21 protein-coding genes are annotated in these 23,923 nt (G+C 65.9%); 4 read left to right on the top strand and 17 right to left on the bottom strand.

Annotated elements, in window-relative coordinates:
* Nucleotides 1-43: 43 nt before the first annotated feature.
* From Q376_RS0102985 to leuC, 12 genes are all read right to left on the bottom strand, one after another.
* Entirely contained in the window at nucleotides 44-1,246 is a 1,203-nt protein-coding gene (locus Q376_RS0102985) for an O-succinylhomoserine sulfhydrylase (RefSeq protein WP_027349045.1), read from the bottom strand.
* A 46-nt stretch (nucleotides 1,247-1,292) separates the two neighbouring features.
* Nucleotides 1,293-2,807: an amidophosphoribosyltransferase gene (gene purF / locus Q376_RS0102980; protein ID WP_027349044.1), complete on the bottom strand. Its 1,515-nt coding sequence runs from the start codon at nucleotides 2,805-2,807 to the stop codon at nucleotides 1,293-1,295.
* Nucleotides 2,808-2,833: 26 nt separating this feature from the next.
* The gene (locus Q376_RS0102975) at nucleotides 2,834-3,364 is read right to left on the bottom strand and encodes a CvpA family protein (protein WP_027349043.1); all 531 of its coding nucleotides are present in this window, start codon (nucleotides 3,362-3,364) and stop codon (nucleotides 2,834-2,836) included.
* Nucleotides 3,361-4,233, bottom strand: a complete 873-nt coding sequence (locus tag Q376_RS23905; RefSeq protein ID WP_027349042.1) for an SPOR domain-containing protein — start codon at nucleotides 4,231-4,233, stop codon at nucleotides 3,361-3,363. Before Q376_RS23905 ends, Q376_RS0102975 begins: the two co-directional genes overlap by 4 nt.
* A gap of 30 nt (nucleotides 4,234-4,263) precedes the next feature.
* Entirely contained in the window at nucleotides 4,264-5,565 is a 1,302-nt protein-coding gene (gene folC, locus Q376_RS0102965) for a bifunctional tetrahydrofolate synthase/dihydrofolate synthase (RefSeq protein WP_027349041.1), read from the bottom strand.
* A gap of 55 nt (nucleotides 5,566-5,620) precedes the next feature.
* Complete coding sequence (gene accD / locus Q376_RS21250) at nucleotides 5,621-6,544, bottom strand: acetyl-CoA carboxylase, carboxyltransferase subunit beta (RefSeq protein ID WP_043445998.1); 924 nt, start codon at nucleotides 6,542-6,544, stop codon at nucleotides 5,621-5,623.
* A gap of 124 nt (nucleotides 6,545-6,668) precedes the next feature.
* Complete coding sequence (locus Q376_RS0102955; RefSeq protein ID WP_043445995.1) at nucleotides 6,669-7,292, bottom strand: phosphoribosylanthranilate isomerase; 624 nt, start codon at nucleotides 7,290-7,292, stop codon at nucleotides 6,669-6,671.
* Nucleotides 7,289-8,230, bottom strand: a complete 942-nt coding sequence (gene truA, locus Q376_RS21245; protein ID WP_052364901.1) for a tRNA pseudouridine(38-40) synthase TruA — start codon at nucleotides 8,228-8,230, stop codon at nucleotides 7,289-7,291. Before truA ends, Q376_RS0102955 begins: the two co-directional genes overlap by 4 nt.
* A 148-nt stretch (nucleotides 8,231-8,378) precedes the next feature.
* Nucleotides 8,379-9,491 carry an aspartate-semialdehyde dehydrogenase gene (gene asd, locus Q376_RS0102945; RefSeq protein WP_027349039.1) on the bottom strand — a complete coding sequence of 371 codons (1,113 nt, stop codon included), beginning with the start codon at nucleotides 9,489-9,491 and terminating at the stop codon, nucleotides 8,379-8,381.
* A 188-nt stretch (nucleotides 9,492-9,679) separates the two neighbouring features.
* Nucleotides 9,680-10,762: a 3-isopropylmalate dehydrogenase gene (leuB, locus tag Q376_RS0102940; protein WP_027349038.1), complete on the bottom strand. Its 1,083-nt coding sequence runs from the start codon at nucleotides 10,760-10,762 to the stop codon at nucleotides 9,680-9,682.
* 27 nt (nucleotides 10,763-10,789) lie between these two features.
* Nucleotides 10,790-11,431, bottom strand: a complete 642-nt coding sequence (leuD, locus tag Q376_RS0102935) for a 3-isopropylmalate dehydratase small subunit (RefSeq protein ID WP_027349037.1) — start codon at nucleotides 11,429-11,431, stop codon at nucleotides 10,790-10,792.
* 16 nt (nucleotides 11,432-11,447) lie between these two features.
* Nucleotides 11,448-12,899: a 3-isopropylmalate dehydratase large subunit gene (leuC, locus tag Q376_RS0102930; protein WP_027349036.1), complete on the bottom strand. Its 1,452-nt coding sequence runs from the start codon at nucleotides 12,897-12,899 to the stop codon at nucleotides 11,448-11,450.
* Between the two features lie 262 nt (nucleotides 12,900-13,161).
* Here leuC and Q376_RS0102925 point away from each other — a divergent pair, with 262 nt between their 5' ends.
* Together Q376_RS0102925 and Q376_RS0102920 are read left to right on the top strand one after the other, a co-directional pair.
* The gene (locus tag Q376_RS0102925; protein ID WP_027349035.1) at nucleotides 13,162-14,070 is read left to right on the top strand and encodes a LysR family transcriptional regulator; all 909 of its coding nucleotides are present in this window, start codon (nucleotides 13,162-13,164) and stop codon (nucleotides 14,068-14,070) included.
* A gap of 99 nt (nucleotides 14,071-14,169) precedes the next feature.
* Nucleotides 14,170-15,078, top strand: a complete 909-nt coding sequence (locus tag Q376_RS0102920) for a nucleoside-specific channel-forming protein Tsx (protein WP_027349034.1) — start codon at nucleotides 14,170-14,172, stop codon at nucleotides 15,076-15,078.
* Nucleotides 15,079-15,130: 52 nt separating this feature from the next.
* On the opposite strand, the gene yccS is transcribed toward Q376_RS0102920, so the two are convergent.
* From yccS to prmB, 3 genes are all read right to left on the bottom strand, one after another.
* On the bottom strand, nucleotides 15,131-17,299 hold the full coding sequence (yccS, locus tag Q376_RS0102915; RefSeq protein WP_027349033.1) for a YccS family putative transporter: 2,169 nt from the start codon (nucleotides 17,297-17,299) through the stop codon (nucleotides 15,131-15,133).
* A 63-nt stretch (nucleotides 17,300-17,362) separates the two neighbouring features.
* Nucleotides 17,363-18,454, bottom strand: coding sequence for a chorismate synthase (gene aroC, locus Q376_RS0102910; protein WP_027349032.1), 1,092 nt, complete (start codon nucleotides 18,452-18,454; stop codon nucleotides 17,363-17,365).
* Complete coding sequence (gene prmB, locus Q376_RS21240) at nucleotides 18,444-19,448, bottom strand: 50S ribosomal protein L3 N(5)-glutamine methyltransferase (RefSeq protein ID WP_245598891.1); 1,005 nt, start codon at nucleotides 19,446-19,448, stop codon at nucleotides 18,444-18,446. The genes aroC and prmB overlap by 11 nt, the downstream gene beginning before the upstream one ends.
* Nucleotides 19,449-19,586: 138 nt before the next feature.
* Here prmB and Q376_RS0102900 point away from each other — a divergent pair, with 138 nt between their 5' ends.
* Both Q376_RS0102900 and Q376_RS0102895 read left to right on the top strand, forming a co-directional pair.
* Nucleotides 19,587-20,180 (top strand): Smr/MutS family protein, encoded by a 594-nt coding sequence (locus Q376_RS0102900; protein ID WP_027349031.1) that lies wholly within the window; start codon nucleotides 19,587-19,589, stop codon nucleotides 20,178-20,180.
* 148 nt (nucleotides 20,181-20,328) lie between these two features.
* Nucleotides 20,329-20,682, top strand: coding sequence for a hypothetical protein (locus Q376_RS0102895; protein ID WP_027349030.1), 354 nt, complete (start codon nucleotides 20,329-20,331; stop codon nucleotides 20,680-20,682).
* A gap of 502 nt (nucleotides 20,683-21,184) precedes the next feature.
* Here Q376_RS0102895 and Q376_RS23900 read toward each other — a convergent pair.
* A complete protein-coding gene (locus Q376_RS23900) occupies nucleotides 21,185-22,165 on the bottom strand; it encodes an AraC family transcriptional regulator (RefSeq protein WP_052364900.1) in 981 nt (326 codons plus the stop codon).
* A gap of 581 nt (nucleotides 22,166-22,746) precedes the next feature.
* Nucleotides 22,747-23,706 carry a helix-turn-helix transcriptional regulator gene (locus Q376_RS0102885; protein ID WP_027349029.1) on the bottom strand — a complete coding sequence of 320 codons (960 nt, stop codon included), beginning with the start codon at nucleotides 23,704-23,706 and terminating at the stop codon, nucleotides 22,747-22,749.
* Nucleotides 23,707-23,923: the final 217 nt, after the last annotated feature.

Here is a 23,923-nt window from a genome sequence, read left to right as displayed (position 1 = left end):
CCCTGAGGCGGCCCGCTAGGCTCCAACTCAACGCCTGCGCGCGTCAACGAGCCAGCGCATCGAGGCCACGGGCGAGGTCGCGCTGGATGTCCTCGAGCGCCTCGAGGCCGACCGCGATCCGCAGCAGCCCCGGGGTGATCCCGGCAGCGGCCTTCTGCTCGTCGCTGAGCTTGCCGTGGGTGGTGGTCGCCGGATGGGTGATCGTGGTCTTGACGTCACCGAGGTTGCCGGTGATCGAGATCATCCGGGTCGAGTCGATGACCTGCCACGCCGCCGGCTGCCCGCCGGCGAGCTCGACGCCGAGCACCGCACCGAAGCCCCGCTGCTGGCGCTTGGCCAGCTCGTGCTGGGGGTGCGATTCGAGCCCGCTGTAGTAGACCCGGGTCACCGCCGGCTGGGCTTCGAGCCAGCGGGCGAGCTTGAGCGCGGCGTCGCAGTGAGCACGCATCCGCAGGCCAAGGGTTTCGAGCCCCTTGAGGAAGATCCAGGCATTGAACGGACTCATGCAGGGTCCGCAGGTACGCACCACGCCGAAGATCTCCTCCAACGCCTGCTCGTCGTTGCCGACCACCGCACCGCCGATCGCCCTGCCCTGTCCATCGAGATACTTGGTCGCCGAATGCACCACCAGGTCGGCACCGAGCTCGAGCGGGCGTTGCAGCGCGGGGGTGCAGAAGCAGTTGTCGATCACCAGCCGCGCGCCGTGGCGATGGGCGATCTCGGCGAGGCCTGCGATGTCGACCAGTTCGGAAAGGGGGTTGGACGGCGTCTCGGCGAACAGCAGCTTGGTCTTTTCGCTGATCGCGCTTTCCCAGGCGTCGAGATCGGAGAGCTCGACGAAACGGGTGGTGACGCCGAACTTGCCGAAGTACTTGGCCAGCAGGCTGACCGTGGAGCCGAACAACGAGCGCGAAGCGACGATCTCGTCGCCGGCCTCGAGCAGCGCGAGCCCGGTGCAGAGGATCGCCGCCATGCCGGAGCTGGTCGCCACCGCACGCTTGGCGCCCTCGAGCGCGGCCAGGCGACGCTCGAAGGTCTGCACCGTCGGATTGGTGAAGCGGGAGTAGACGTTGCCCGGCTCTTCGCCGGAGAACTTGCGCGCGGCTTCGGCGGCGCTTGCGTAGACGAAGCTCGAGGTCGGAAAGATCGGCTCGGCGTGCTCTTGCTCGAAGGTGCGCTGGTGACCCGCGCGGATACCCAAGGTATCGAGTGCGAACTCCTCGGGGTCCAGATCCTGCTCGCTCATCATCGTTCTCCTTAGACCCAGCGGCGCCCTCGGGCGCCGCTGGGATTCATTCGTCGCCGTCGATGTCATTGTGCAGCTCGATCACCGCCCCGCTCTCCTGGCGGCTCTTGGCTGCGTCGCTGCGCGAAAGCTCGAGATTGGCCAGGTAGTCGGCGTCGATGTCGCCGGTCACGTAGCGGCCGTCGAACACCGAGCAGTCGAACTCGGTGAGCCTGGGATTGACCTCCCGGCAGGCCGCCTTGAGATCGTCGAGGTCCTGGTAGATCAGCCGGTCGGCACCGATCAACTCGCCGACCTCCTGATCGGTGCGGCCATGCCCGATCAGCTCCATCGCCACCGGCATATCGATACCATAGACGTTGGGATAGCGGACCGCGGGTGCGGCCGAAGCGAAGTAGACCTTGTTCGCCCCCGCCTCGCGGGCCATCTGGATGATCTCGTTGCAGGTGGTACCTCGCACGATCGAGTCGTCGACCAGCAGCACATTCTTGCCCTGGAACTCGATGTCGGCGGTGTTGAGCTTCTGGCGCACCGACTTCTCACGCATGGTCTGTCCCGGCATGATGAAGGTACGGCCGATGTAGCGGTTCTTGATGAACCCTTCGCGGTAGGTCACGCCGAGATGCTGGGCGAGCTCCAGCGCCGCGGTACGACTGGTGTCCGGGATCGGTATCACCACGTCGATGTCGTGATCGACCCACTCACGCCTGATCTTCTCGGCGAGCTTGAGCCCCATCCGCATCCGCGTGCGATAGACGCTGGCGCCATCGAGGACGGAATCGGGGCGGGCGAGATAGACGTATTCGAAGATGCACGGCGTGAAGCGCGGCGCCTCGTAGCACTCACGGGTGAAGAGGTTGCGCTCGAGATCGATGAACACCGCCTCGCCCGGGCCGATGTCGCGGATCAGCTCGAAACCGGCGACGTCCAGCGCCACCGACTCGGAGGCGATCATGAACTCCGGGCCCTGGTCGGTATCGCGCTTGCCGAACACGATCGGTCGGATGCCGTTGGGGTCGCGGAACGCCACCATGCCGAGACCGTTGATCACTGCAAGTGCCGCGTAGCCGCCCTTGCAGCGCCGGTGCACCCGGCGCACCGCATCGAATACGTCGTCGGGGCCGAGGTCGTGGCCCTGCTTGCCGAGCTCGTGGGCGAAGACGTTGACCAGCACCTCGGAGTCGGAACTGGTGTTGATATGGCGCAGGTCGGTACTGAACAGCTCCTGCTGCAGCTGGGCGGAGTTGGTCAGGTTGCCGTTGTGCACCAGCGCGATGCCGTAAGGCGAATTGACGTAGAACGGCTGCGATTCGGCTTCGGAGGAGGAGCCCGCCGTGGGATAGCGAACGTGGCCGATGCCGACGTTGCCCTGCAAACGCTTCATGTGACGGGTACGGAACACGTCGCGCACCAGTCCGTTGCTCTTGCGCAGCAGGAAGCGCCCCTGGTCGAGGGTCATCATCCCCGCAGCGTCCTGTCCACGGTGCTGCAGGACCGTCAGCGCGTCATACAGCGCCTGGTTGACCATCGAGTTGGCCATCAGGCCTACGATACCGCACATCGCGTTTCCACCTCGTTAGTTGAACCTCATGTGACCGGAACGCTCCGATCCTGGCGCGGCTCTTCGAGCGGGGACTGACGCTCCTGGAGCCGCTGGTACTGATCGACGATCACCTGTTGCAGACTCGCCACCATCGGACGCAGCTGCGACCCCTGCCAGGCCTCCATCTGAGCGAACGGCGTGAGCGGGATCACCACGCCGATCAGCGCCAGCACCGCACTGCCCTTGGCCGCGCCGAACAGCGCCCCGAGCAGGCGGTTGAAACTACCCATGCCGACCCATTCGACCATCGCGTTGAGCAATCGAATGCAGAGGCCGCCGAGAATCACCACCACGAAGGTGACCAGCACGAAACCGACCACCACACGCACGCTCGGATTATCGATGTAATCGACGAACAGCTCACCCACCTGGATGCAGAAGGCCCGCGCGGTCAGCAGCGCGACGACCCATACCACGAGTCCCAGCCCCTCGCGGATCAACCCGCGCATAGCACCCAGCAGTACGCAAAGCGCCAGGATCGCGATGAAGACCCAGTCGAGCCAGGTCAGACTCATCCAGCGTTACCGGTATTGCGAACCACGAAGCCGTTGATGTTGGCGCGCTGCTGAAGCTGCTGGCGCGCACTCTCGCCGGCTTCCGAACTTTGGAACGGACCGACCATCACGACGCTATTGGCACCGCGGGAGATCTTGTAGGCCGCGAAGCCAAGGCCGCGCAGCTGTTCGACCAGGCGATCGGCATTGGCGCCCTGGCCGAAGCTGCCGGCCTGCACCGACCAGTTGCCGCTCGAAGGCGCGGCGGCGCTGGAGGATGAGCCCGTGGATGAGCTGCTGGCACCGCTGTCACCGCGATAGCGGTTGGCGGCGGCCATGATCGGATCACTGGAAGCGAGCGATCCGCTGCCTTGCGAAGCGCTCGATTCGCTGCGGCTGGGCGCCTGGGCCTGCTGGGGAGGCGCGGCCGCCGGACGCTCGGGCGCCCGGGCTGGCGCGGAGGGCGCGGGCGCCTGGGCCTGCTGGGGCGGCGGTGCCGGGCGCTCGGGCGCTTGCACCGGGGTTATCGGTGTCGGCTCGGCGGGCATGCTGGCCGCAGGAGCGGGCTCCTGGGCCGCGCCGGCCGATGCCGCCGCCTCCGGCTCAACCGTCGGGCCATTGCCGGACGGGGCTTCTTCCGGCAGCAGCTGGGCATATTGAGAGACGTCCGCTGTGGAATCGGAGCCGTCGTCGGGCGCGGAGAACAGTTCGGACTGCGGCGGCGCGATGTCGCGCTGTGGCACCTCGATCGGCTGCTGGTTGATCGTCATCGTCGGTCCCGGCCCCGACTCCCGCTCGCTCGGGCTGCCGAAGAACATCGGCACCACGATCACCGCCAGCGCGATCAGAATGATGCCGCCGATGATCCTTTCCCGTATCCCATATTTCATCCGCACACTCCTTGCCTTAAGCCTGCGCGCTCAGACACGCTCCTGCAGCCACTCGAGCGCCTTCGATACGGTGAAGAACGACCCACATACCAGCACTTCGTCTGCGGCGAACCGTGGATCGGCCTCGATCCACTCGACCGCCTCCACCACCCCCTCGGCGACCTCGAGCACGTCGCCGCCCTGGGCGGATATCCTTGCGACCAGGTCAGCGCCCGAACGGCCCCGTTCGCCATCGAGACCGGCACAGACCCAGCCATCCACCACCGGCATCAGTGCCTCGATCACCCCGTCGGCATCCTTGTCGCCAAGCATCGCCAGCAGCACCAGCCGCTTGCCCTGGCGTGGCTGGTGCCGATCGCGTTCACGCAACCGCTCGGCCAGATAGCGCGCGGCGTGGGGATTGTGGGCGACATCCAGCCACCAGCGCTGGATCCGCTGCAGCCGGCCGGGCAAATGGACCTCGGCGAAGCCTGCGACCAGCCGCTCGTGTTCGAGCGGCACACCGGCGAGCGCGAGCGCCTGTACCGCGCTCGCCGCATTGTCGAGCGGCAGCCCCGGATCAGGCAGCGCGGCGAAGGAGAGCGCAGCGCCACTGGCATCCTCGCCGTGCCAACGCCAGCCGGACCCGGCAACGCGGGCATGGTCGAACGTCTCTCCCAGGGTGGCGAGGCGAGCGACACCGACGGCCGCGGCGCGGGCCGCGACGGAGACCGGCAGCGAGCGACTGCCGAGTACGGCACAGGCCCCGGCGCGCATGATGCCGGCCTTCTCACGGCCGATGACCTCGAGATCGGTGCCGAGATACTCGGCATGATCCTGGGCGATGGTGGTGATCACTGCGACGTCTGCGTCGAACAAATTGACCGCATCGAGCCGGCCGCCGAGACCGACCTCGAGCACGGCGAGATCCGGCGCGCGCTGCCTGACCACCAGGGCGGCGGCGAGCGTACCCACCTCGAAGTAGCTGAGGCTGATCTCGTCGCCCTCGCGCCTGGCGGCCTCGATTCGCTCGAAGGCAGCGATCAGCTCTTCATCGCCGATCTCGCGACCATCGATCCGCACCCGCTCGTTGTAGCGCAGCAGGTGAGGCGAGGTGTAGCTCACACAGCTCATCCCGTGGGCCCGCGCGCAGGATTCAATCATCGCTACGGTCGAACCCTTGCCGTTGGTACCGGCGACGGTGATCACCCGGGGCGCCAACGGTACCTCGAGCAGGCCGAGGCGAGCCGCGACCCCGGCCACTCGCTCGAGGCCGAGATCGATGGTCAGCGGATGTTGCCGAGCGAGGCGCTCGAGCCAACGCTCGAGCGCTTCGCCATGGTTGACCGACATCAGGCGATGCCTCTCGACGAATGACGACTACAAATGGCGCGGACGCAAGTCACGATCAAGGCTCGACGTCGGAAGGCCATTCCGCGTCGGCGTCCACCGGGGCACGCTCGAGCGGCGGCGCGACCGGCGCCGCGACCAGCTTGCGCAACATCCGCCCCAGGGTTTCCTTGAGCTGCGAACGGTGGATGATCATGTCGACGGTGCCATGCTCGAGCAGGAACTCACTGCGCTGGAAGCCTTCGGGAAGCTTCTCGCGCACGGTCTGCTCGATCACCCGGGGGCCGGCGAAGCCGATCAGCGCGTTGGGCTCGGCGACGTTGATGTCGCCGAGCATCGCCAGCGAGGCGGAAACCCCACCGAACACCGGATCGGTGAGCACCGAGACGTAGGGGATGCCGTTCTCGCGCAGCCTTTCGAGCGCCGCGGAGGTCTTGGCCATCTGCATCAGCGAGAACAGCGCCTCCTGCATCCTCGCCCCACCGCTGGCGGAGAAGCAGACGAGCGGAATGCGCTGCTCGAGGGCGAGCTCCGCGGCGCGGGCGAACTTCTCGCCGACCACACTGCCCATCGAGCCGCCCATGAAGCCGAACTCGAACGCCACCACCACCACCTCGAGGCCGTTGAGCCGGCCGCGCATGCTGATCAGCGCATCGTTTTCGCCGGTGTCCTTCTGCGCCGCCGCGAGACGATCCTTGTAGCGCTTGGAGTCGCGGAACTTGAGCCGGTCGACCGGCATCAGATCCTCGAGCAGCTCCTCACGGCCCTCTTCGTCGAGAAACCAGTTGAGGCGCTTGCGCGCTCCCATGCGCAGGTGGTGATCGCACTTGGGACAGACGTTGTCGTGGCGCTCGAGTTCCGGTCGATAGAGCACCGCCTCGCATTTCGGGCACTTGTGCCATAGACCGTCGGGAATGCTGTTGCGCCGATCGGCACGGCGGGTGCGGCCCATCGACGGTACGATTTTATCCAGCCAGCTCATGAACTCAGGGTATCCCTAAAGCGTGTTCAGCCCCACAACGCGGGGGTGGAAAAAGGGTCGGAGGCAATGGCTCCGAAGGCGTCATTGTAACGGTGCAGCGGCATAAAGTGGTAGCGAACGCGCTTCACTCCGAGCGATCGGCCTTACGCACCGCGGCGGCGAAGGCCGCCATCCGCTCGTGATCCTTGCGCCCAGGCGCGGCCTCGATGCCACCGGAGACGTCGACCGCATAGGGGCGCACGCGGGTGATCGCCTCGCCCACGTTGCCGGCGTCGAGCCCACCGGCGAGCACGACGCGCGAAGCGAGCCAGGTGGGAATCCGCGCCCAGTCGAAGGTCTCACCGGTGCCGCCGGGAACGCCGGGACGCCAGGCGTCGAGCAGCAGCCCTCGGGCGCCGGCGTAGCGCTGCGCCGCGGCGTCGAGATCGAGCCCCTCGCGCATCCGCAGCGCCTTGAGCCAGGGGGTGCCGAATCCGGCGCATGCCTGCGGCGGCTCGTCGCCGTGGAACTGGAGCAGATCGAGGCTGGGTGCGGCCGCGGCGATGACTTCGGCATCCTGATCGACGAACAGCCCCACCCGGGCGATGAAGGGCGGCACCCTGGCGCTCAGCGCCTCGAGCCGCTCGAGGGTCACCGCGCGCTTGCTGCCGGGCCAGAGCACGAAACCCAACGCATCGGCGCCCGCCTCCACCGCGGCGTCGACGTCTTCTTCGCGGGTCAGCCCGCAGAACTTGATCCTGGTCCTCATTCCTCGAAGCCCTCCGTCTGGGTACATGGGCGGGCCACGGCCGCGCGACGCTTGCGAATCCGGCGCAGATACTCACCGATCGGCACCTCCCGCTCGCCGCTCCACTCGCCGAGAAAGGCCAGCGGCAGCGGCCCCAGCGGCGTACGCGGCAGCCACTCGATCGCCGCGTACCTGGCATCGACGAAGTGTAGCCCTTGGGCCGGCGCGGTCGCACCGGCCACCGTGCGCACGCCATCGGCGAGCAGCTCGGCACACCACTCCACCGGCCGCCGGCCGTCACCGATCGCGATCAAGGTCCCGACGATGTTGCGGATCATGTGATGCAAAAACGCATTGGCCTGGACGTCGATCATCACCAATGGGCCGAAACGGCGCACCTCGATGAAGTGGAGATGACGCCAGGGCGTGCTCGACTGGCACTTGGCCGCGCGGAAGGCGGAGAAGTCGTGTTCACCGACCAGCACCTGGGCCGCGGCGTGCATCCGCCGCTCGTCGAGCGGGGTGCGGTGCCAGGTGAGCTGTTGGCTGCCCAGCGCCGGAGCGCTGGCGGCATTGTAGATCAGGTAGCGATAGCGCCGGGCGATGGCGCTGGCGCGCGCGTGGAAATCCTCGGCCACCGACACCGCCCAGTGGACGCGCACGTCGCGCGGCAGGTTGGCATTGGCCCCCATCACCCAAGCCTTCTGACTGCGCGGCGACGGCGCATCGAAGTGGGCGATCTGGCGGCTGGCATGAACGCCCGTGTCGGTGCGTCCACTCACCACCAGCTCGACCGGCGCGCGGGCGACCCGCGCCAGCGCCTCCTCCAGCGTCTGCTGCACCGAAGGACCATGGCGCAGGCGCTGCCAGCCATAGTAGGCGCTGCCTTCGTATTCGATCCCGAGGGCGACGCGCCCGATCAAGGGCGAGGATTCATCGAGCGGGGCAAACAGCGACATCGGTAAGGTGGACTCGGCTCAGGCGAGCGCCAGGCGCTCGGTGGGGAAAAGCGCAAGGGCAGGCCATGGCCTGCCCTCGCTTCGATGGCGCGAAGATATCGAACGCGCCGCCCGGTCCTTGGGATTATCGCCTATGCCCCATCCGCCATCAACGCTCGCGCAGAATCATGAGCATCCGCCGCAGCGGCTCCGCAGCTCCCCACAGCAGCTGATCGCCCACCGAGAAGGCGCAGAGATACTCGCCTCCCATCGCCAGCTTGCGCAGCCGCCCTACCGGGACCTGGAGGGTACCGGTGACCGCGGCCGGGGTAAGCCGGGCCAGGGTTTCAGGCTTGTCGTTGGGCACCACGCTGACCCATTGGTTGTGCCCGCCGATCCGCGCTTCGATCTCGTCGAGCGGCACGTCGGCCTTGAGCTTGATGGTGAACGCCTGGGCGTGGCAGCGCATCGCACCGATGCGCACGCAGAGACCGTCGACCGGAATGGTGCCTTGGGCAAGACCGAGGATCTTGTTGGTCTCGACGCCGCCCTTCCACTCCTCCTTGCTCTGGCCATTGTCCAGCCGGCTGTCGATCCACGGCAGCAGCGAGCCTGCGAGCGGCGCGCCGAAGCGCTCGGTTGGCAGCGAGCCGTCGCGCATCGCCGCGGTGACCTTGCGATCGATGTCGAGGATCGCGCTGGCCGGATCGGCAAGCTCCCCCGCCACCGCCCCACTGAGCCCCTGCATCTGGGCCAGCAGTTCACGCATGTTCTGGGCACCGGCGCCGGAGGCGGCCTGGTAGGTCATCGAGGTCATCCACTCGACCATACCCGCCTCGAACAGCCCGCCGAGCCCCATCAATGCAAGGCTCACCGTGCAGTTGCCGCCGACGTAGGTCTTGACCCCGCGGTCGAGACTCTCGTCGATCACCTGCCGATTAACCGGGTCGAGCACGATCACCGCGCGATCATCCATACGCAGGGTGCTGGCGGCGTCGATCCAGTAGCCGTCGAAGCCCGCCTGGCGCAGCCGGGGATAGATCTCCTTGGTATAGTCGCCGCCCTGGCAGGTGACGATCACATCGAGTGACTTGAGCGCCTCGATGTCGAAGGCGTCCTCGAGCGCAGGCACCGCGACACCGATGTCGGGACCCGGGCGGCCCGCCTGGGAGGTGGAGAAGAACGTCGGTTCGATACCGGCGAAATCGTTCTCCTCGCCCATCCGCTGCATCAGCACCGAACCGACCATGCCACGCCAACCCACGAAACCTACCTTGAGCATATTCTCCTCGCTGATCCATCACGGATCGCTGCATGGCCGCACGCACGAGGCGGCCATGAATGTACTTCGCCCGCCGCCTCGAACGACGAGACGACGGCGCGGGACGGCCACCAGGGTAGCCGTGGTTGATCCCTTGGGGCGCGGCGAGCGACTTTCAACCGCCCCAGGGGCCGTCTCCAACCCTATCTTCAACCAGCCTGGAAGGCGGCCAGCACCGCATCACCCATCTCGCTGGTGCTCACCTGGCGATCCCCTGGCGCGGCGATATCCGCGGTGCGCAGCCCCTGGTCGAGCACCTTGCCGACCGCCGCTTCGATCCTCGCCGCCAGCGCCGGCTGGTCGAACGAGTAGCGCAGCATCATCGCCACCGAAAGGATCGTCGCCAGCGGATTGGCGAGATTCCGCCCGGCGATGTCGGGCGCGCTACCGTGGCAGGGCTCGAACATCCCCTGCCCGCGCTCGTTGAGCGAAGCCGAGGGCAGCATGCCGATCGAGCCGGTCAGCATCGCCGCCTCGTCGGAAAGGATGTCGCCGAACATGTTGCCGGTGACGATCACGTCGAACTGCTTCGGCGCGCGGACCAGCTGCATCGCCGCGTTGTCGACGTACATGTGGCTCAGCTCGACGTCGGGATACTCCTTGGCGAGCTCGGTGATCACTTCCCGCCACAGCATGGTGACCTCGAGCACGTTGGCCTTGTCCACCGAGCAGACCCGCTTGCTGCGCTTGCGCGCCATCTCGAAGGCGACCCGGCCGATCCGGCGGATCTCCTCCTCGTCGTAGACGTAGGTGTTGTAGCCGTAGCGCACCCCGCCGTCGCGCTCGCTGAAGCCACGCGGCTGGCCGAAGTAGATCCCGCCGGTAAGCTCGCGCACGATCATGATGTCGAGCCCGGCCACGATCTCGGGCTTGAGGCTCGACGCCGAGGCCAGCTGCGGATAGAGGATCGCCGGGCGCAGGTTGCCGAACAGGTTGAGCGCCTTGCGAATCCCGAGCAGCCCCTTCTCGGGCCGCCGCGAGATGTCCTCGAGCTTGTCCCATTTGGGGCCGCCGACCGCGCCGAGCAGGATCGCCCGCGCGCCGCGCGCGGCGTCGAGCGTTTCATCGGGCAGCGGGTGGCCGGTGGCATCGATCGCGTCGCCACCGACCTTGCCGTAGCCGAGCTCGACGTCGAGCCCGGCCGATTGACACGCCTTGAGGACCTTGACCGCCTCGACGGTGATCTCGGGGCCGATGCCGTCGCCGGGCAGAATCAGAATCTGGTCTTTCATCTCGTCATCCAAAGAAAAGTCACTTCATCAGCCGCGGAACAGCCACGGCTGGCTGGCGCGATGGCGCGCCTCGAACGTACGGATCGCATCGGCCTGCTCGAGCGTGATGCCGATGTCGTCGAGCCCGTTCTCGAGGCAGTACTTGCGAAAGGCGTCGACCTCGAAGGCGATGCTCTCACCGGAGGGCGTGTTGATCACCTGATTGGCAAGATCGATATCGAGACGATAGCCCTCCTGCGCGTAGAGCTCGGCGAACAGCTGATCGACCTTCTCGTCGCTCAGGGTGATCAGCAGCAGCCCGTTCTTGAACGCATTGTTGAAGAAGATATCGGCGAAGCTCGGCGCGATCACCACGCGGAAGCCGAAATCCTCCAGCGCCCAGGGAGCGTGCTCGCGCGAGCTGCCACAGCCGAAGTTGGCCCGCGCCAGCAGTACGCTCGCCCCCTGATAGCGAGGCTGGTTGAGCACGAAGTCTGGGTTCTTCGGCCGCTGGCTGCAGTCCTGGCCCGGAAAACCCTCGTCGAGATAGCGCAGTTCGTCGAACAGGTTGGGGCCGAAGCCGCTGCGCTTGATCGACTTCAGGAACTGCTTGGGAATGATCAGGTCGGTATCGACGTTGGCGCGATCCATCGGCGCCACCAGACCCGCTTTGCGAACGAATTTCTGCATCTCTCTGCTCCCTTGCTCAGGCGCTCAGCGCCTGGGGCGCCGGGGTATGGTCGAACTCGCGCACATCGACGAAATGGCCGGCGATCGCCGCCGCCGCCGCCATCGCCGGGCTGACCAGGTGGGTTCGCCCGCCGTAGCCCTGTCGTCCCTCGAAGTTGCGATTGGAGGTCGAGGCACAGTGCTCGCCGGCGCCGAGCTTGTCGGCGTTCATCGCCAGGCACATCGAACAGCCCGGCTCGCGCCATTCGAAGCCCGCCTCGATGAACACCTTGTCGAGCCCTTCCTTCTCGGCCTGCTTCTTCACCAGGCCCGAGCCCGGCACCACCATCGCCTGCTTGACCGTCGAGGCGACGCGCCGGCCCTTGGCCACCCGCGCGGCCTCGCGCAGGTCCTCGATCCGCGAGTTGGTGCACGAGCCGATGAACACCCGGTCGAGCCGGATGTCGGTGATCGCCTGGCCGGCGGACAGCCCCATGTACTCCAGCGCGCGCTCGATCCCACGGCGACGGGTATCGCTCTCGGCATCGGCCGGATCAGGCACTTGGCCGCTGATCCCGACCACCATCTCGGGGCTGGTGCCCCAGGTCACCTGAGGCTCGATGGTGCTGGCGTCGAGCTCGACCACCTTGTCGAAATGCGCGCCCGGGTCGGAGACCAGGCCACGCCAGTAGGCCACCGCGGCCTCCCACTGCTCGGCGCTGGGCGCGAACGGGCGACCGCCGATGTAATCGATGGTGGTCTGGTCGACCGCGACCAGACCGACCCTGGCACCCGCTTCGATCGCCATGTTGCAGATCGTCATCCGCCCTTCCATCGACAGCGCGCGGATCGCGGAGCCGGCGAACTCGATCGCATAGCCGGTACCGCCCGCAGTGCCGATCTCGCCGATCACCGCGAGCACGATGTCCTTGGCGGTGACGCCGCGGCCCAGCTCGCCCTCGACACGCACCTGCATGTTCTTCATCTTGCGCTGCAGCAGGCACTGGGTGGCGAGCACATGCTCGACCTCGGAGGTGCCGATACCGTGGGAGAGCGCGGCGAACGCGCCGTGGGTCGAGGTATGGGAGTCCCCGCAGACCACCGTCATCCCGGGCAGGGTCGCGCCCTGCTCCGGCCCGACCACGTGGACGATGCCCTGGCGCAGGTCGTTGATCGAGTAGAGCTCGATACCGAAGTCGTCGCAGTTGTCGTCTAGGGTCTGGACCTGGATCCGCGAGACGTCGTCCTGGATCCCGGCCACGCCGGCCCGGCGCTCGATCAACGTGGTCGGCACGTTGTGGTCGGCGGTCGCCAGGTTGGCATCCAGCCGCCAGGGCTTGCGCCCGGAAAGACGCAGGCCTTCGAAGGCCTGCGGGGAGGTCACTTCGTGGAGCAGCTGGCGGTCGATGTAGAGCAGCGAAGTGCCGTCGTCGCGGGAACTCACCAGGTGAGAGTCCCACAGCTTGTCATAGAGTGTCTGGGCTGCCATTGCCTATCTCCTCAACGCATCGTCTTCGCCCCGGCCACGGACAGCCATCAGGGAAGACAGAAAAAGGGCTCACATAAGCTCTTATTGAAAGTAACTTTCCCACCTTGGCGATGTAGCCGCAATGAACTTTGCGTTTTTCGCCCCGCCTTGCGATATATGCCTATCCTATCCATTTCTCCTGGATAAAAGCAATTCATGTTAGTTATCCCATCCATTCCAAAAGGATATACTTGACCAACCGCCCCATCACCGAGCCCGCAGGATGGATACCCAAAGCCTCATCGCCTTTCTCGCCGTCGCCGAAACCGGATCGTTCTCGCTCGCCGCCGAGCGGCTGCACCTCACCCAGCCCGCGGTGAGCAAGCGTATCGCCGTGCTCGAGGAGCTGCTCGGCCAGCGTTTGTTCGACCGCATCCAGCGTCGCGTCACCCTCACCGACGGCGGCCAGCGTCTGCTGCCCAGGGCGCGCCAGATCATCACCATGGTCGAGGAGACACGGCGCGAGCTTTCCGACATCGATGGCGAAGTGGGCGGCCGTCTGAGCCTCGCCACCAGCCACCACGTCGGCCTGCATCGCCTGCCGCCGCTGCTCAAGGCGTTCACCCAGCGCCATCCCAACGTGCACATGGAGCTGCGCTTCCTGGATTCGGAACAGGCCTACCAGGGCGTACTCGACGGCAGCCTCGAGCTCGCAGTGGTGACCCTGGCCCCCTCGCCGCACCAGAGCCTGCTGGTGCAGCCGGTATGGATCGATCGGCTGCGCTACGTCTGCGGACCGGAGCACCCGCTGCTCACGGCCCCGGGGCTAGATCTTTCGATGCTCGCCGATTTCGACGCGGTGCTACCCGGCGAGCAGACCTTCACCCGCACCATCGTCACCGAGCACTTCGCCCGCCAGGGGCTGAAGGTGCGCATTGCGATGTCGACCAACTACCTCGAGACGCTGAAGATGATGGTCTCGATCGGACTCGGCTGGAGCGTGCTGCCGGAGACCATGATCGATGAAGGCATGCGCCCCCTGCCCTTGGTCCATCCGCCGCTGCTGCGTCCGCTCGGCTACCTGCACCATCGCGGCCGCACGCTTTCCGGCGCGGCGCGGCGAATGATCGCGCTGCTCGAACACGAGCGCGCTGCTAACGGCAGCACCGCGCACGGAACAAGTGTTCACTGAGGAGTTAACAAATGGCTCAAATGCAGGTTTAATCGGGTCGACCGGAACCACCAGCCGGATCAACAAAAACGACCGCACTCTGCAAGGGACGACAATATAATGAAGGCCATCCTCGTCGGCGCCGGCGCAACCCTCGCCGCTCTCGCGCCGCTCCCCCTCTTCGCCCAGTCGGACGATGCCAGCGGTGAGACGCTCAACTACCAGGTCACCGACGATAGCCGCAGCCCTTATCTTTCCGACTGGCTCAACCAGGCGGTCAATATAGTCGGCAGCAGCCATACCCGCTTCGGTCCGCAGAAGATCGACGATCTCTATCTCGAGTACGAGTTCTTCGGTCGCAAGGGCCCGCTCGACGTCTACGGCTACATCGACTTTCCCAAGTTCTTCGGCGCCGGCAATGCCGCCGACAGCGGGATCTGGGACGACGGTTCTCCGATGTTCATGGAGGTGGAGCCGCGGCTCTCGATCGATGAGATGACCGGCCGCAAGCTCGGCTTCGGCCCGTTCAAAGAGTTCTACGTCGCCAGCAACTACGTCTTCGACTGGGGCCACAACAGCGACAATCGCCAGAACACCCTGTTCATCGGTCTTGGCACCGACATCGACACCGGTACCAAGCTCGGCCTCTCGGCCAACATCTACGGGCGCTACCAGTGGGAGAACTATGGCGCCGACAATGAGAACAGCTGGGACGGCTACCGCTTCAAGATCAAGTACTTCTATCCGCTCGCCGACCTCTGGGGCGGTTCGCTGAACTGGATCGGCTTCGCCAACTACGATTTCGGCTCCGACCTGGGCGATGAATCACCGATTCGCACCAACAACTCGCTGGCGGCGACCAACATCCTCTCGCTCGGCTACACCCACTGGCAGTTCTCGGCGGTGGCGCGCTACTGGCACAACGGCGGCCAGTGGAAGGACGGCACCCAGCTGGACTTCGGCGACGGCCCGTTCAGGGTTTCATCCAACGGCTGGGGCTACTACCTGATCGCCGGCTACAAGTTCTAGGTTCGGTCCGACTATCGCCCTACTCTGCGGCACTTGAACTGGTTCGCGGCGCTCAGGCGTCCGCGACCAGCCTGCGCGCCGCATCGTCGAGCGGCACCAGCAGCGCCTGGATCAGCTCCAACTGGGTTACCGCCAGGCGCCGCGCATCGTTCTCTTCTCCCACGCTCTCCTCCGATACCGCAGGCTGGCGCCGCTCGCACGCCGCCAGCCAGCGCCGCTCCCCGCGCCCACGCAGTCCGGCGGCGATCGCTTCGAGCGCTTGGACGATATCGCTCGCGGTCGCGGCCAGCGGGTCGTGCTCGGTCGATATCCTGATCCTGTCACGATGCGCGCCCAGCGCCGACAAGTGTCCCAGCAGACTGTGGGATTGGATCAAGAAACGCAGCGCAGGCTCGGCTTCGGCCCGATGGCGCTGCGGCTCGAGCAGGATGTTGCCCAGCAGCGCCGAGAAGGCGGCATCGGCATTATGGGCGTCACGCCGAGCGAGCCGATAGGCGAGGTCATCGCGCCTGCCGCTTTGGAACTGGCGCACGATCTCGCCCAGGTAGCCCGCCGCGCGCTCGAGCGAGGTGGCGGCCTGGCGAGCGAGACTCCGTCCCTGCCAGTCGGGCAGCACCAGCAGCACCGCGAGCCCGGCCAACCCGGCACCGAGCAGGGTATCGAGCAGCCGGGGCAGGATCAGGCCGAAGCCATCGCCGATCTGGTTGAAGCAGCACAGTACCAGCAGGGTGATCGCAGCGGTGGCGAGGGTATAGCGATTCTCACGGGTGGCGAAGAACACTACCCCCGCTGCCACCGCGAGGATCGCCTGCAGCGTCGGGGCGGGAAACAGCGTGATCGACGCCCACCCCACCAGCAGCCCGATGATCGTGCCGGCCACGCGCTGGCGCAGGGTACGCAGCGTTGCCCCATAGCTCGGGCGACAGACGAACAGGGTGGTGAGCAGGATCCAGTACCCTTGGGTCGGATGGATCAAGTGCAACGCGCCATAGCCCACCACCAGCGCCGCCGAGAGCCGGCAAGCGTGGCGGAAGATCTCCGAGCGCGGGGTCAGCTGCATCCGCACGCGCTCCCAGCCGTCACGCAGTCCCTGCGGCGAGCGATCGAACAGGCTGGGGTCATGCGCCTCGTCGAGCGCATCGGGGTTGTCGGCCAGCGCCAGCTGGCGCTCGAGCTCGGTGAGGTTCCTCGCCAGCGCATCGAGCGAGCGCAGAAGCCCCCGCTGCGAGGGGTCCGGGCTCGAACCTAGCTGGTCAAGCGATGCACGCAGGTCCTCGAGTGCCTGTTCGCTTTCACGATGATCGAAATGCCGGCGCATCAGCATCGCCTGGCCCAGCCCGCGACATGCCAACCCTTGGCGGCTCAGCAGCCGCTGGCAGCGGAACAGCACGTCGCTGTGGAAGAACGCCTCGGTCAGCGCAGCGTAAGGATAATGGGTCGAGGTGGCCCGTTCATGGAGGTCCTGGATGATGAAGTAGAGTCGCAGATAGCGGCTGAGCCGACCATCGGGCCGCCGGCCCTGCAGACGGCTGAACAGCGCCTCCTTGGCGAGATTGAGCGCCTCCACCACCCGCGCGTTCTGGCGCGCCAGCTCGATGCGACGCGCCTCCAGGTCGACCCCTCTCACCGGCTCGAACAGCGAGGCCTTGAGCACCAGGTAGTCGCCGAGCAGCTTGAGCGCCCGCACCATGCGCAGCTTCACCGGCTGGTGGGCGAAGCAGACCTGCCAAAGTACCGAGACCAGCCCATACCAAGCCGCCCCGCTGACCAACGCCAGCGGCTCGCGCCATAGCGCATCGAAAACGACGCCGCGCTGCTCGACGCTGATCATGGTGTAGATGGCCAGGATCAGCGTGGCGGTACAGATCGTGGCGTAGCGCGCCCCCAGCGCCCCGAGCAGGGTCAGGCTGAAGGCGGTGGCGCCGAGGCCGAGGGCGAAGAGCAGTGGGTAGGGAAACAGCAGTTCGACCGCGAAGGCGGCGATGGTGAAGCAAGCCAGGGTGAAGGCCAGCGCGCGCAGCCGCCCGCGCCAGCCATCATCGGTCTCGGCCAGCGCACAGGCGATGATGCCGAGAAACAGCGCCACCATGTGCGCCGGCTCCCCCTGCCAGAGGCTGAACCCGAGCGCCCCGACCAGGGCGACGAAGACCCGCGCGCTCGGTGCGAACTTGTCCAGGGTCCAGAGCCTGCGCAGCGAGGCGACGGGGGAAGGCAGCGGCATGACGAAATCGATCTCCCGCGACTGGCGCCCCGCAGCGGGCGCGGTGACGAACCGAAAACGCCTTCAGCGCTGGCCGAGCACCGGGGTGTCGACGTGCACGTCGGCATTCTGCGCCCGGTGGCGCAGCCAGTGATCGACCAGGGTCAGCGCCATCATCGCCTCGGCGATCGGCGTCGCGCGGATACCGACGCAAGGATCGTGGCGCCCCTTGGTGACCACCTCCACCGCCTGGCCCCGGACATCGATCGAGCGGCCCGGCGTGGTGATCGACGAGGTCGGCTTGAGCGCCAGCCGGGCGACGATCGGCTGGCCGCTGGAAATACCGCCGAGCACCCCGCCTGCGTTGTTGGAGAGGAACCCCTCGGGGGTGAGCTCGTCACGATGCTCGCTGCCGCGCTGGGCGACCGAGGCGAAACCCGCACCGATCTCGACCCCCTTGACCGCGTTGATTCCCATCAGCGCATGGGCCAGATCGGCATCGAGCCGGTCGAACACCGGCTCGCCGAGGCCGGGCGGCACGCCTTCGGCGACCACGGTGATCTCGGCACCGATCGAGTCCTGGTCGCGCCGCAGCTGCTCCATGTAGGCATCGAGCTGGGCGAGCTTCGACGGGTCGGCGCAGAAGAACGGATTGTCGTCGACCCCCTCCCAAGCGACGAACGGCAGATCGATCGGACCAAGCCGGCTCATGTAGCCGCGCACCTGGACACCGTGGCGAGCCAGCAGCCGCTTGGCGATCGCTCCGGCGGCGACCCGCATCGCCGTCTCCCGGGCGCTGGAGCGCCCGCCGCCGCGATAGTCACGCCGGCCGTACTTGTGGTGGTAGGTGTAGTCGGCGTGGGCCGGGCGGAACTGATCCTTGATCTTCGAATAGTCCTTCGAGCGCTGGTCGGTGTTTTCGATCAGCAGCGCGATCGGAGTACCGGTGGTCATGCCTTCGAACACCCCGGAGAGAATCCTGACCTCGTCGGCCTCGCGCCGCTGGGTGGTATGGCGCGAGCTGCCGGGGCGGCGACGGTCGAGATCGCGCTGCAGGTCGGCCGCTTCGAGCGGCAGCCCCGGGGGGCAGCCATCGACGATCGCGACCAGCGCTGGACCATGGCTTTCGCCTGCGGTAGTGACGGTGAACAGCGTACCGAAGGTGTTACCGGACATCGGAGTCTTCCTGGTGCATATCGGTGGAAAGCGCGTCGAGATCCCGGGCAGTGAGCGCGAACACGCCGTGGCCGCCACGCTCGAACTCGACCCAGACGAAAGGCAGTTCGGGAAAGGCCTCGACCAGCTGGCGTTCGGAGTTGCCGACTTCAGCGATCAGCACGCCATCTTCGGTGAGATGCGCACGTGCCTCACGCAGCAGCCGACGGGTGAGTTCGAGCCCATCGGGACCGGAGCCGAGCGCCAGCGCCGGCTCATGGCGGAACTCGGCGGGCATGTTGGCGAGATCACGGGCATCGACGTAGGGCGGGTTGCAGACGATCAGCTCGAAGCGCCGCCCTTCGAGCGCCGAGAACAGATCGGAGTGGACCGCCCTGACCCTGCCCCCGAGCTCGAAGCGGGTGATGTTGCGCCTAGCCACCGCCAGCGCATCCTGGCTCAGGTCGGCGAGGATCACCTCACTGGTCGGCAGCGCCAGCGCAGCGGCGATGCCGATGCAGCCGCAGCCGGTGCAGAGATCGAGCACGCTCGCTGGATCGCGCTCGGGGAACCAGGCGGAGAAGCCGTCCTCGATCAGCTCGGCGATCGGAGAACGGGGAATCAGTACCCGGGCATCGACGCAGAACAAGTGGCCGGCGAAGTGCGCCTCGCCGAGCAGATAGGGCAACGGCAGTCGCTGCTCGACCCGCAGCCGGGCCAGCGCGATGATTCGCTCACGCTCGCCGCGCAGCAGCCGCGCATCGAGCACCTCGTTACCGCTGTCGGGCGGCAGGCGCAGCGCGCCGAGCACCAGCGCGACTGCCTCGTCCCAGGCATTGTCGGTACCATGGCCATAGTAAAGCGGCTTGCCCTGCTGCCCGTGGGCGAAGGCACTGGCACACCAGCGCAGGCAGTCGCGCAGGGTCAGGAGCTCCTCGATCAGGGCCTCGTCGGTAGCGGCGAGCGGATCGAGGGGAGCGAGCGAGAAAGACGACGGTGGGACGGTGTTCGACATCGGCATCCGCAGGTAGGCGATTCAGGGGAAGGCCAGTTTAACCTTCCGCGCAGCCGAGCAACAGCCAAGCCAGCAGCGAGCCGCTATACTGCGCGGCTGGTTTTCCCGCCGTCGAGGCACACAGCACAGGAGACCGGTATGTCCGACGACGACCTCGACCGATCCAGCGCAGAAGAAGACGAAGCCGCACTGTTTCGCCGCGCCCTGCGCAAAGCAGGGGTCGAACGCCTCAAGGCCGAGCTGCGCAACCGCGCCGATCCCGGCCGCAGCAGATCGGCCTCCGAGCGCGACGCGATCGAGGCGCGCCGCCGTGCGGCCGAGACGCTCGACCGCCCGCTCGACGCGCCCTCCCGACTGAGCGATGGCCGGGTCGAGCCGGTGAGCCCATCGCAGCCGCTGCTGTTCGCGCTGAACGATCTCGATCAGCGCCTGATCACGCGGCTCAAGCGCGGCGAGATCGAGTGGCAGGCGGGGCTCGACCTGCATGGCTACAGCGTCGAGGAGGCGCGCCGCGAACTCGAAGGGTTTCTCGGTGACGCGCTCGAACAGCGCCTGCGCTGCGTACTGGTGGTGCACGGCAAGGCATGGAGCGCCGCCGCCGGTCATCCGCTGATCAAAAGCCACGTCAACGCCTGGCTGCGGGAGTGGCCTGACGTGCTCGCCTTCAGTTCAGCCACGCCCGGCGACGGCGGCACCGGCGCCCTCTACGTGCTGCTCAAGCGCGCCCGCTAAGCCCCGAGCGCGGCCGTCTGGCCGCATCCTTGTCCCTGTCTTTGATCCCCTCGTCCCATTGCCTTTCTCCACCCACGGATCGTTAGCAAGATGTGATCCGTGCGGCCAGCGAACGCTTTGCCCCCTTATATCTTGGCGAGATCCCAGCATGTTCGATCTGATCGTCTGCGCGTCGCATCGCGACTGGTTGGAGACCGCCTTTGCCCAACGTGGCCTGACCCACCTGCTTCTTCCCCTCGAGCGTGATCCGCTGCTCGAGGTAGAAAGCGAGCATGGCTGGATGGGCTATCTCCGTGCCAGCGCAGCGGAGGTCGAGACGCTACGCGACATCGGGCTGCTCGAGATACTCGCCATCGTCCCATTCACAGGCACGGGTACTGCGGATGCGCTCTATCACCAGCTGTTCGCCGACGCCCACGCTCGCCAGCGCTATGAACGGCTCTATCCGCCATCGATGCGCGAAGGCGGTGGCCGCTGGTTCGGCGCCATGCGAGGTGCCTGATCGGTTTCATCGGCGCCAAAAACACGAACGCCCGGCAAAGCCGGGCGGCAGACTGCTGACAAAGTATTTGAAGATGCCACGATGGCTTCCAGCCGCCTCCGAGAGCGCGCTGGACGGCAATCGTTTGCACCGGGGTTTGCGACATGGATGTCGCAAAAGGCGCGCCCGGACAGGGACGTCCATGCGCGCCGACCCGAGGGCAATCGATTGATCGGCCAGGGTTTCGCGATCTCGTGGCGGCGCGTCCCCTTTCAGGGGGAGCGCGAGGGGTCCGCCCCTCGCATCTAAGCGAGCAAGAGGTGGGTTAGGACCCAAACGGTTCTCGACTCGCCAGGATCGAAAGCGGCACTGGGTCAAAAGGGGTTTGTCATTAATCCGCCATCGATGCGCGAAGGCGGTGGCCGCTGGTTCGGCGCCATGCGAGGTGCCTGATCGGTTTCATCGGCGCCAAAAACACGAACGCCCGGCAAGGCCGGGCGGTTCGAAGGAGTGGGACGTAGGGTCAGGAAGCGCTGTGGCTCAGCACCACTGCCTGAGCGAGCTGCTCGGGGTGGTTGCGATACTTGATCGCCATGGTCCGGGCATCGCGGGGAGAAACGCCGTAAGCCTGGCTGAACAGCCGAGTGAAGGTGTTGGCTTCCAGGCCGCAGCGGCGCGCGATGGCAATGATACTGAGATGCGAAAGCGCCGGCGACAGCAGGTACTGGCGTGCGCGCACCAAGCGGCGGCTGCGGATGTAGGAAGCGATGCCGCCCAGCGGCTCGAACAAGCGATAGAGACTCGAGCGCGAGAGCGCGAAGCGCCGGCAGAGGCTGTCGACCGAGAGTGCGGTTTCGAGATTGTGCTCGATATGGGCACAGATCGCACAAAGAGTCGAATTGGCCACCAGCGCGCCCTCTTCCTTCGCGGCGAACAGCGGCGCCAGCAGCGGCTTGAGCATTTCGACCGTGGCACGCCCGATCGCCTCGTTGTCCTCTTCGCCGAGCTCGCTGCCCAAGGCCAGCAAGGCGGCCAGATAGCGCTCGAGCAGGGTCGCCAGCGGACGGCCGTGACGCACCACCTTACCGTGCAGCTGGGCGACGTTGCCCTCGAGACCGAGCATTTCGCGCGGCAGGATCAGGTAGCGCATCGAGCAGGCGCGCGGAGCACCGAACTCGCGGGCGAAACGGAAGCTGCAGGGCTGAGAGGCGTCCTGGAACATCAGGTCACCCTGGCGCACCGGATGCTCTTCGCCATAGACGCTGCTGATGAATTCTCCTTCGATCACCAGCAGCAGCAGCAGGTGGTCAGGCGCCAGCGCCAGGCTCGAGATGCCGCGGTTGACCGACTGTCCCCCCATCGTCACCGTCCCGGCCACCAGGCTCGAGAAGTACTCTCCCCGCGCATGCCAGGAGAAACTAGAAGCACTACCCTTCCAAGGGGATTGCATGGCCTCGACCGAACGCACACCGATTAGCCAGCTGGCCAGCTTCCGTTCGAACATTTGTTTTTCATTTATTTCTTCGAGTTTTGTACATCCGGCAATCATGGTCATGACACTCCCCTTTCATTGGATGCCTGTGTTTTTACCCCCACCAGAGAGATACATAAAACCTCGCGAGCGGCGGATTATTTATTTATTTCATGTAAAACCTAAATAACAGCGACCTTTTGCTTGCGCCATGATCGCTTCGTGTCGACGCGTTCAACGGCCAATGGGAGATCCCGCCAAGTCAGCTGACACATCTCCCATCCCAGTGGCGGCGGGTATCGCCAGCCACTACCGGACAGGGAGCGAGACCGGTGCATGTCCCTACACCTCGTCTGGTTTATGACTTTAGTGTAAGAATCTCAGGGGCCTCATGACCATCCCATTTTCATCTCATAGATCGTCCATTTCGTTCAAATTAAAACTGGCTACGCGAAACGTAATGGCGCCTCGGTGAGACATTCTGGGCCTCTATATATTATTTCTCCTCATTATGTCCGATGCGTCGTCGAAGGAAATCTAACACTCTTCCCAGGCAAGAGAATCAGCCGCCTTCGACTATGAGAAAATTCCTACAACGTGTCCTACGTCGAGGCTCAAGGAGCGTCACGCCAGATCGTCTGCGCCAGCTTGAGCGGATCGCCTCCCAGCTTGATCGCCATGATCCGGGCCTCCCGCGGGGATACGCCATAGGTCTGGTTGAAGAGGCGGGTGAAGGTGTTCGCTTCCAGCCCACAGCGGCGCGCGATAGCGGCGATGCTCAGATGTGAATGCGCGGGTGAGAGCAGGTACTGGCGTGCGCGAATCAATCGGCGGTGGCGAATGTGCGTGGCGATGCCGCCGAGCGGTTCGAACAAGCGATAGAGGCTCGAGCGCGAGATGCCGAATCGCCGGCATAGCGTACCCACGTCTAGCGGCTGGTCGAGGTGCTGCTCGATGTAGGTGCAGATTCCACTGAGCAGCGCATTGGCCGGCTCCGGCTGGGAGCGCACGCGCCCGCAGAGCAGCTCGAGCGCGTGGACGAAGAACCCCACCGTGCCGCGCCCGGCGCAGCGTCGCTCTTCCTCGCTGAGCTGGTCGGCGATGCTCAGCAAGAGCTTCAGGTGGCCACCGAGCAGGTGATTGAGCGGCTCACCCCTCCGCACCACACGCCCGTGCAGGCGCTCGAGCCCTTCGAGGTAGCCGAGCACGCTGCGTGAAAGCACCAGGTAGAGGAATTCACAGGGAATCGCAGGCCCCAACTGCGGATCGAAGCGCAGGCTGCAAGGCTGGGAGGCGTCCTGGATCATCAGGTCCCCCTGGTGGACCAGGCGCTCTTCACCGTAGACGTTGCTGATGAATTCACCGCGCTCGACCAATAGGATCAACAGGTGGTCGGGCGCCAGTGCGATGCAGCTCGCAGTGCGATTGAAACGGGTCTCCTCGCTCTTCAAGGAACCGGCGATCACGCTATCGCCACTCTGCTCCGACTCGCGCCAGCTGAACGCCGGCCCACCTTCACTACCACCGCTTTGGACGACCTGAGCGGTGTTGATGCCCAAGAGCCACTGCGCCAACTTGCTCTCATAGCTACTGCTGCTTCTACCCGGGTCGGAGTCTTGATGCCTGGCTGCCGGAGACACGTTCGCTTCTCCTTATGATTGGAATCGAATGCCGAGCACGCGCTATCACCTCCGTGCGCAAGCGCTGCGAATGAGAAAACCTGAGCGCGCTTACGGAGAAGTGTTCGAGGCGAGTCGGAGAATGCCGAGGAGTACGTCAGGCCACCAGATA

This window comes from Halotalea alkalilenta DSM 17697 (assembly GCF_000621205.1).
Classification (GTDB): domain Bacteria; phylum Pseudomonadota; class Gammaproteobacteria; order Pseudomonadales; family Halomonadaceae; genus Halotalea; species Halotalea alkalilenta.
This window is presented reverse-complemented; position numbering and strand designations above follow the sequence as displayed.

Excerpts from the sequence above, each read along its gene's own strand:
- Q376_RS0102920 (WP_027349034.1), top strand. The coding sequence starts at position 14,170 with ATGAAGGCCATCCTCGTCGGCGCCGGCGCAACCCTCGCCGCTCTCGCG.
- Q376_RS23900 (WP_052364900.1), bottom strand. The coding sequence starts at position 22,165 with ATGTTCGAACGGAAGCTGGCCAGCTGGCTAATCGGTGTGCGTTCGGTC.
- Q376_RS0102900 (WP_027349031.1), top strand. The coding sequence starts at position 19,587 with ATGTCCGACGACGACCTCGACCGATCCAGCGCAGAAGAAGACGAAGCC.
- folC (WP_027349041.1), bottom strand. The coding sequence starts at position 5,565 with ATGTCGGTCAACCATGGCGAAGCGCTCGAGCGTTGGCTCGAGCGCCTC.
- aroC (WP_027349032.1), bottom strand. The coding sequence starts at position 18,454 with ATGTCCGGTAACACCTTCGGTACGCTGTTCACCGTCACTACCGCAGGC.
- leuB (WP_027349038.1), bottom strand. The coding sequence starts at position 10,762 with ATGAAAGACCAGATTCTGATTCTGCCCGGCGACGGCATCGGCCCCGAG.
- prmB (WP_245598891.1), bottom strand. The coding sequence starts at position 19,448 with ATGTCGAACACCGTCCCACCGTCGTCTTTCTCGCTCGCTCCCCTCGAT.
- Q376_RS0102985 (WP_027349045.1), bottom strand. The coding sequence starts at position 1,246 with ATGAGCGAGCAGGATCTGGACCCCGAGGAGTTCGCACTCGATACCTTG.
- purF (WP_027349044.1), bottom strand. The coding sequence starts at position 2,807 with ATGTGCGGTATCGTAGGCCTGATGGCCAACTCGATGGTCAACCAGGCG.
- Q376_RS0102925 (WP_027349035.1), top strand. The coding sequence starts at position 13,162 with ATGGATACCCAAAGCCTCATCGCCTTTCTCGCCGTCGCCGAAACCGGA.
- truA (WP_052364901.1), bottom strand. The coding sequence starts at position 8,230 with ATGTCGCTGTTTGCCCCGCTCGATGAATCCTCGCCCTTGATCGGGCGC.
- Q376_RS0102955 (WP_043445995.1), bottom strand. The coding sequence starts at position 7,292 with ATGAGGACCAGGATCAAGTTCTGCGGGCTGACCCGCGAAGAAGACGTC.
- asd (WP_027349039.1), bottom strand. The coding sequence starts at position 9,491 with ATGCTCAAGGTAGGTTTCGTGGGTTGGCGTGGCATGGTCGGTTCGGTG.
- leuC (WP_027349036.1), bottom strand. The coding sequence starts at position 12,899 with ATGGCAGCCCAGACACTCTATGACAAGCTGTGGGACTCTCACCTGGTG.
- leuD (WP_027349037.1), bottom strand. The coding sequence starts at position 11,431 with ATGCAGAAATTCGTTCGCAAAGCGGGTCTGGTGGCGCCGATGGATCGC.
- Q376_RS23905 (WP_027349042.1), bottom strand. The coding sequence starts at position 4,233 with ATGAAATATGGGATACGGGAAAGGATCATCGGCGGCATCATTCTGATC.
- Q376_RS0102895 (WP_027349030.1), top strand. The coding sequence starts at position 20,329 with ATGTTCGATCTGATCGTCTGCGCGTCGCATCGCGACTGGTTGGAGACC.
- Q376_RS0102975 (WP_027349043.1), bottom strand. The coding sequence starts at position 3,364 with ATGAGTCTGACCTGGCTCGACTGGGTCTTCATCGCGATCCTGGCGCTT.
- accD (WP_043445998.1), bottom strand. The coding sequence starts at position 6,544 with ATGAGCTGGCTGGATAAAATCGTACCGTCGATGGGCCGCACCCGCCGT.
- yccS (WP_027349033.1), bottom strand. The coding sequence starts at position 17,299 with ATGCCGCTGCCTTCCCCCGTCGCCTCGCTGCGCAGGCTCTGGACCCTG.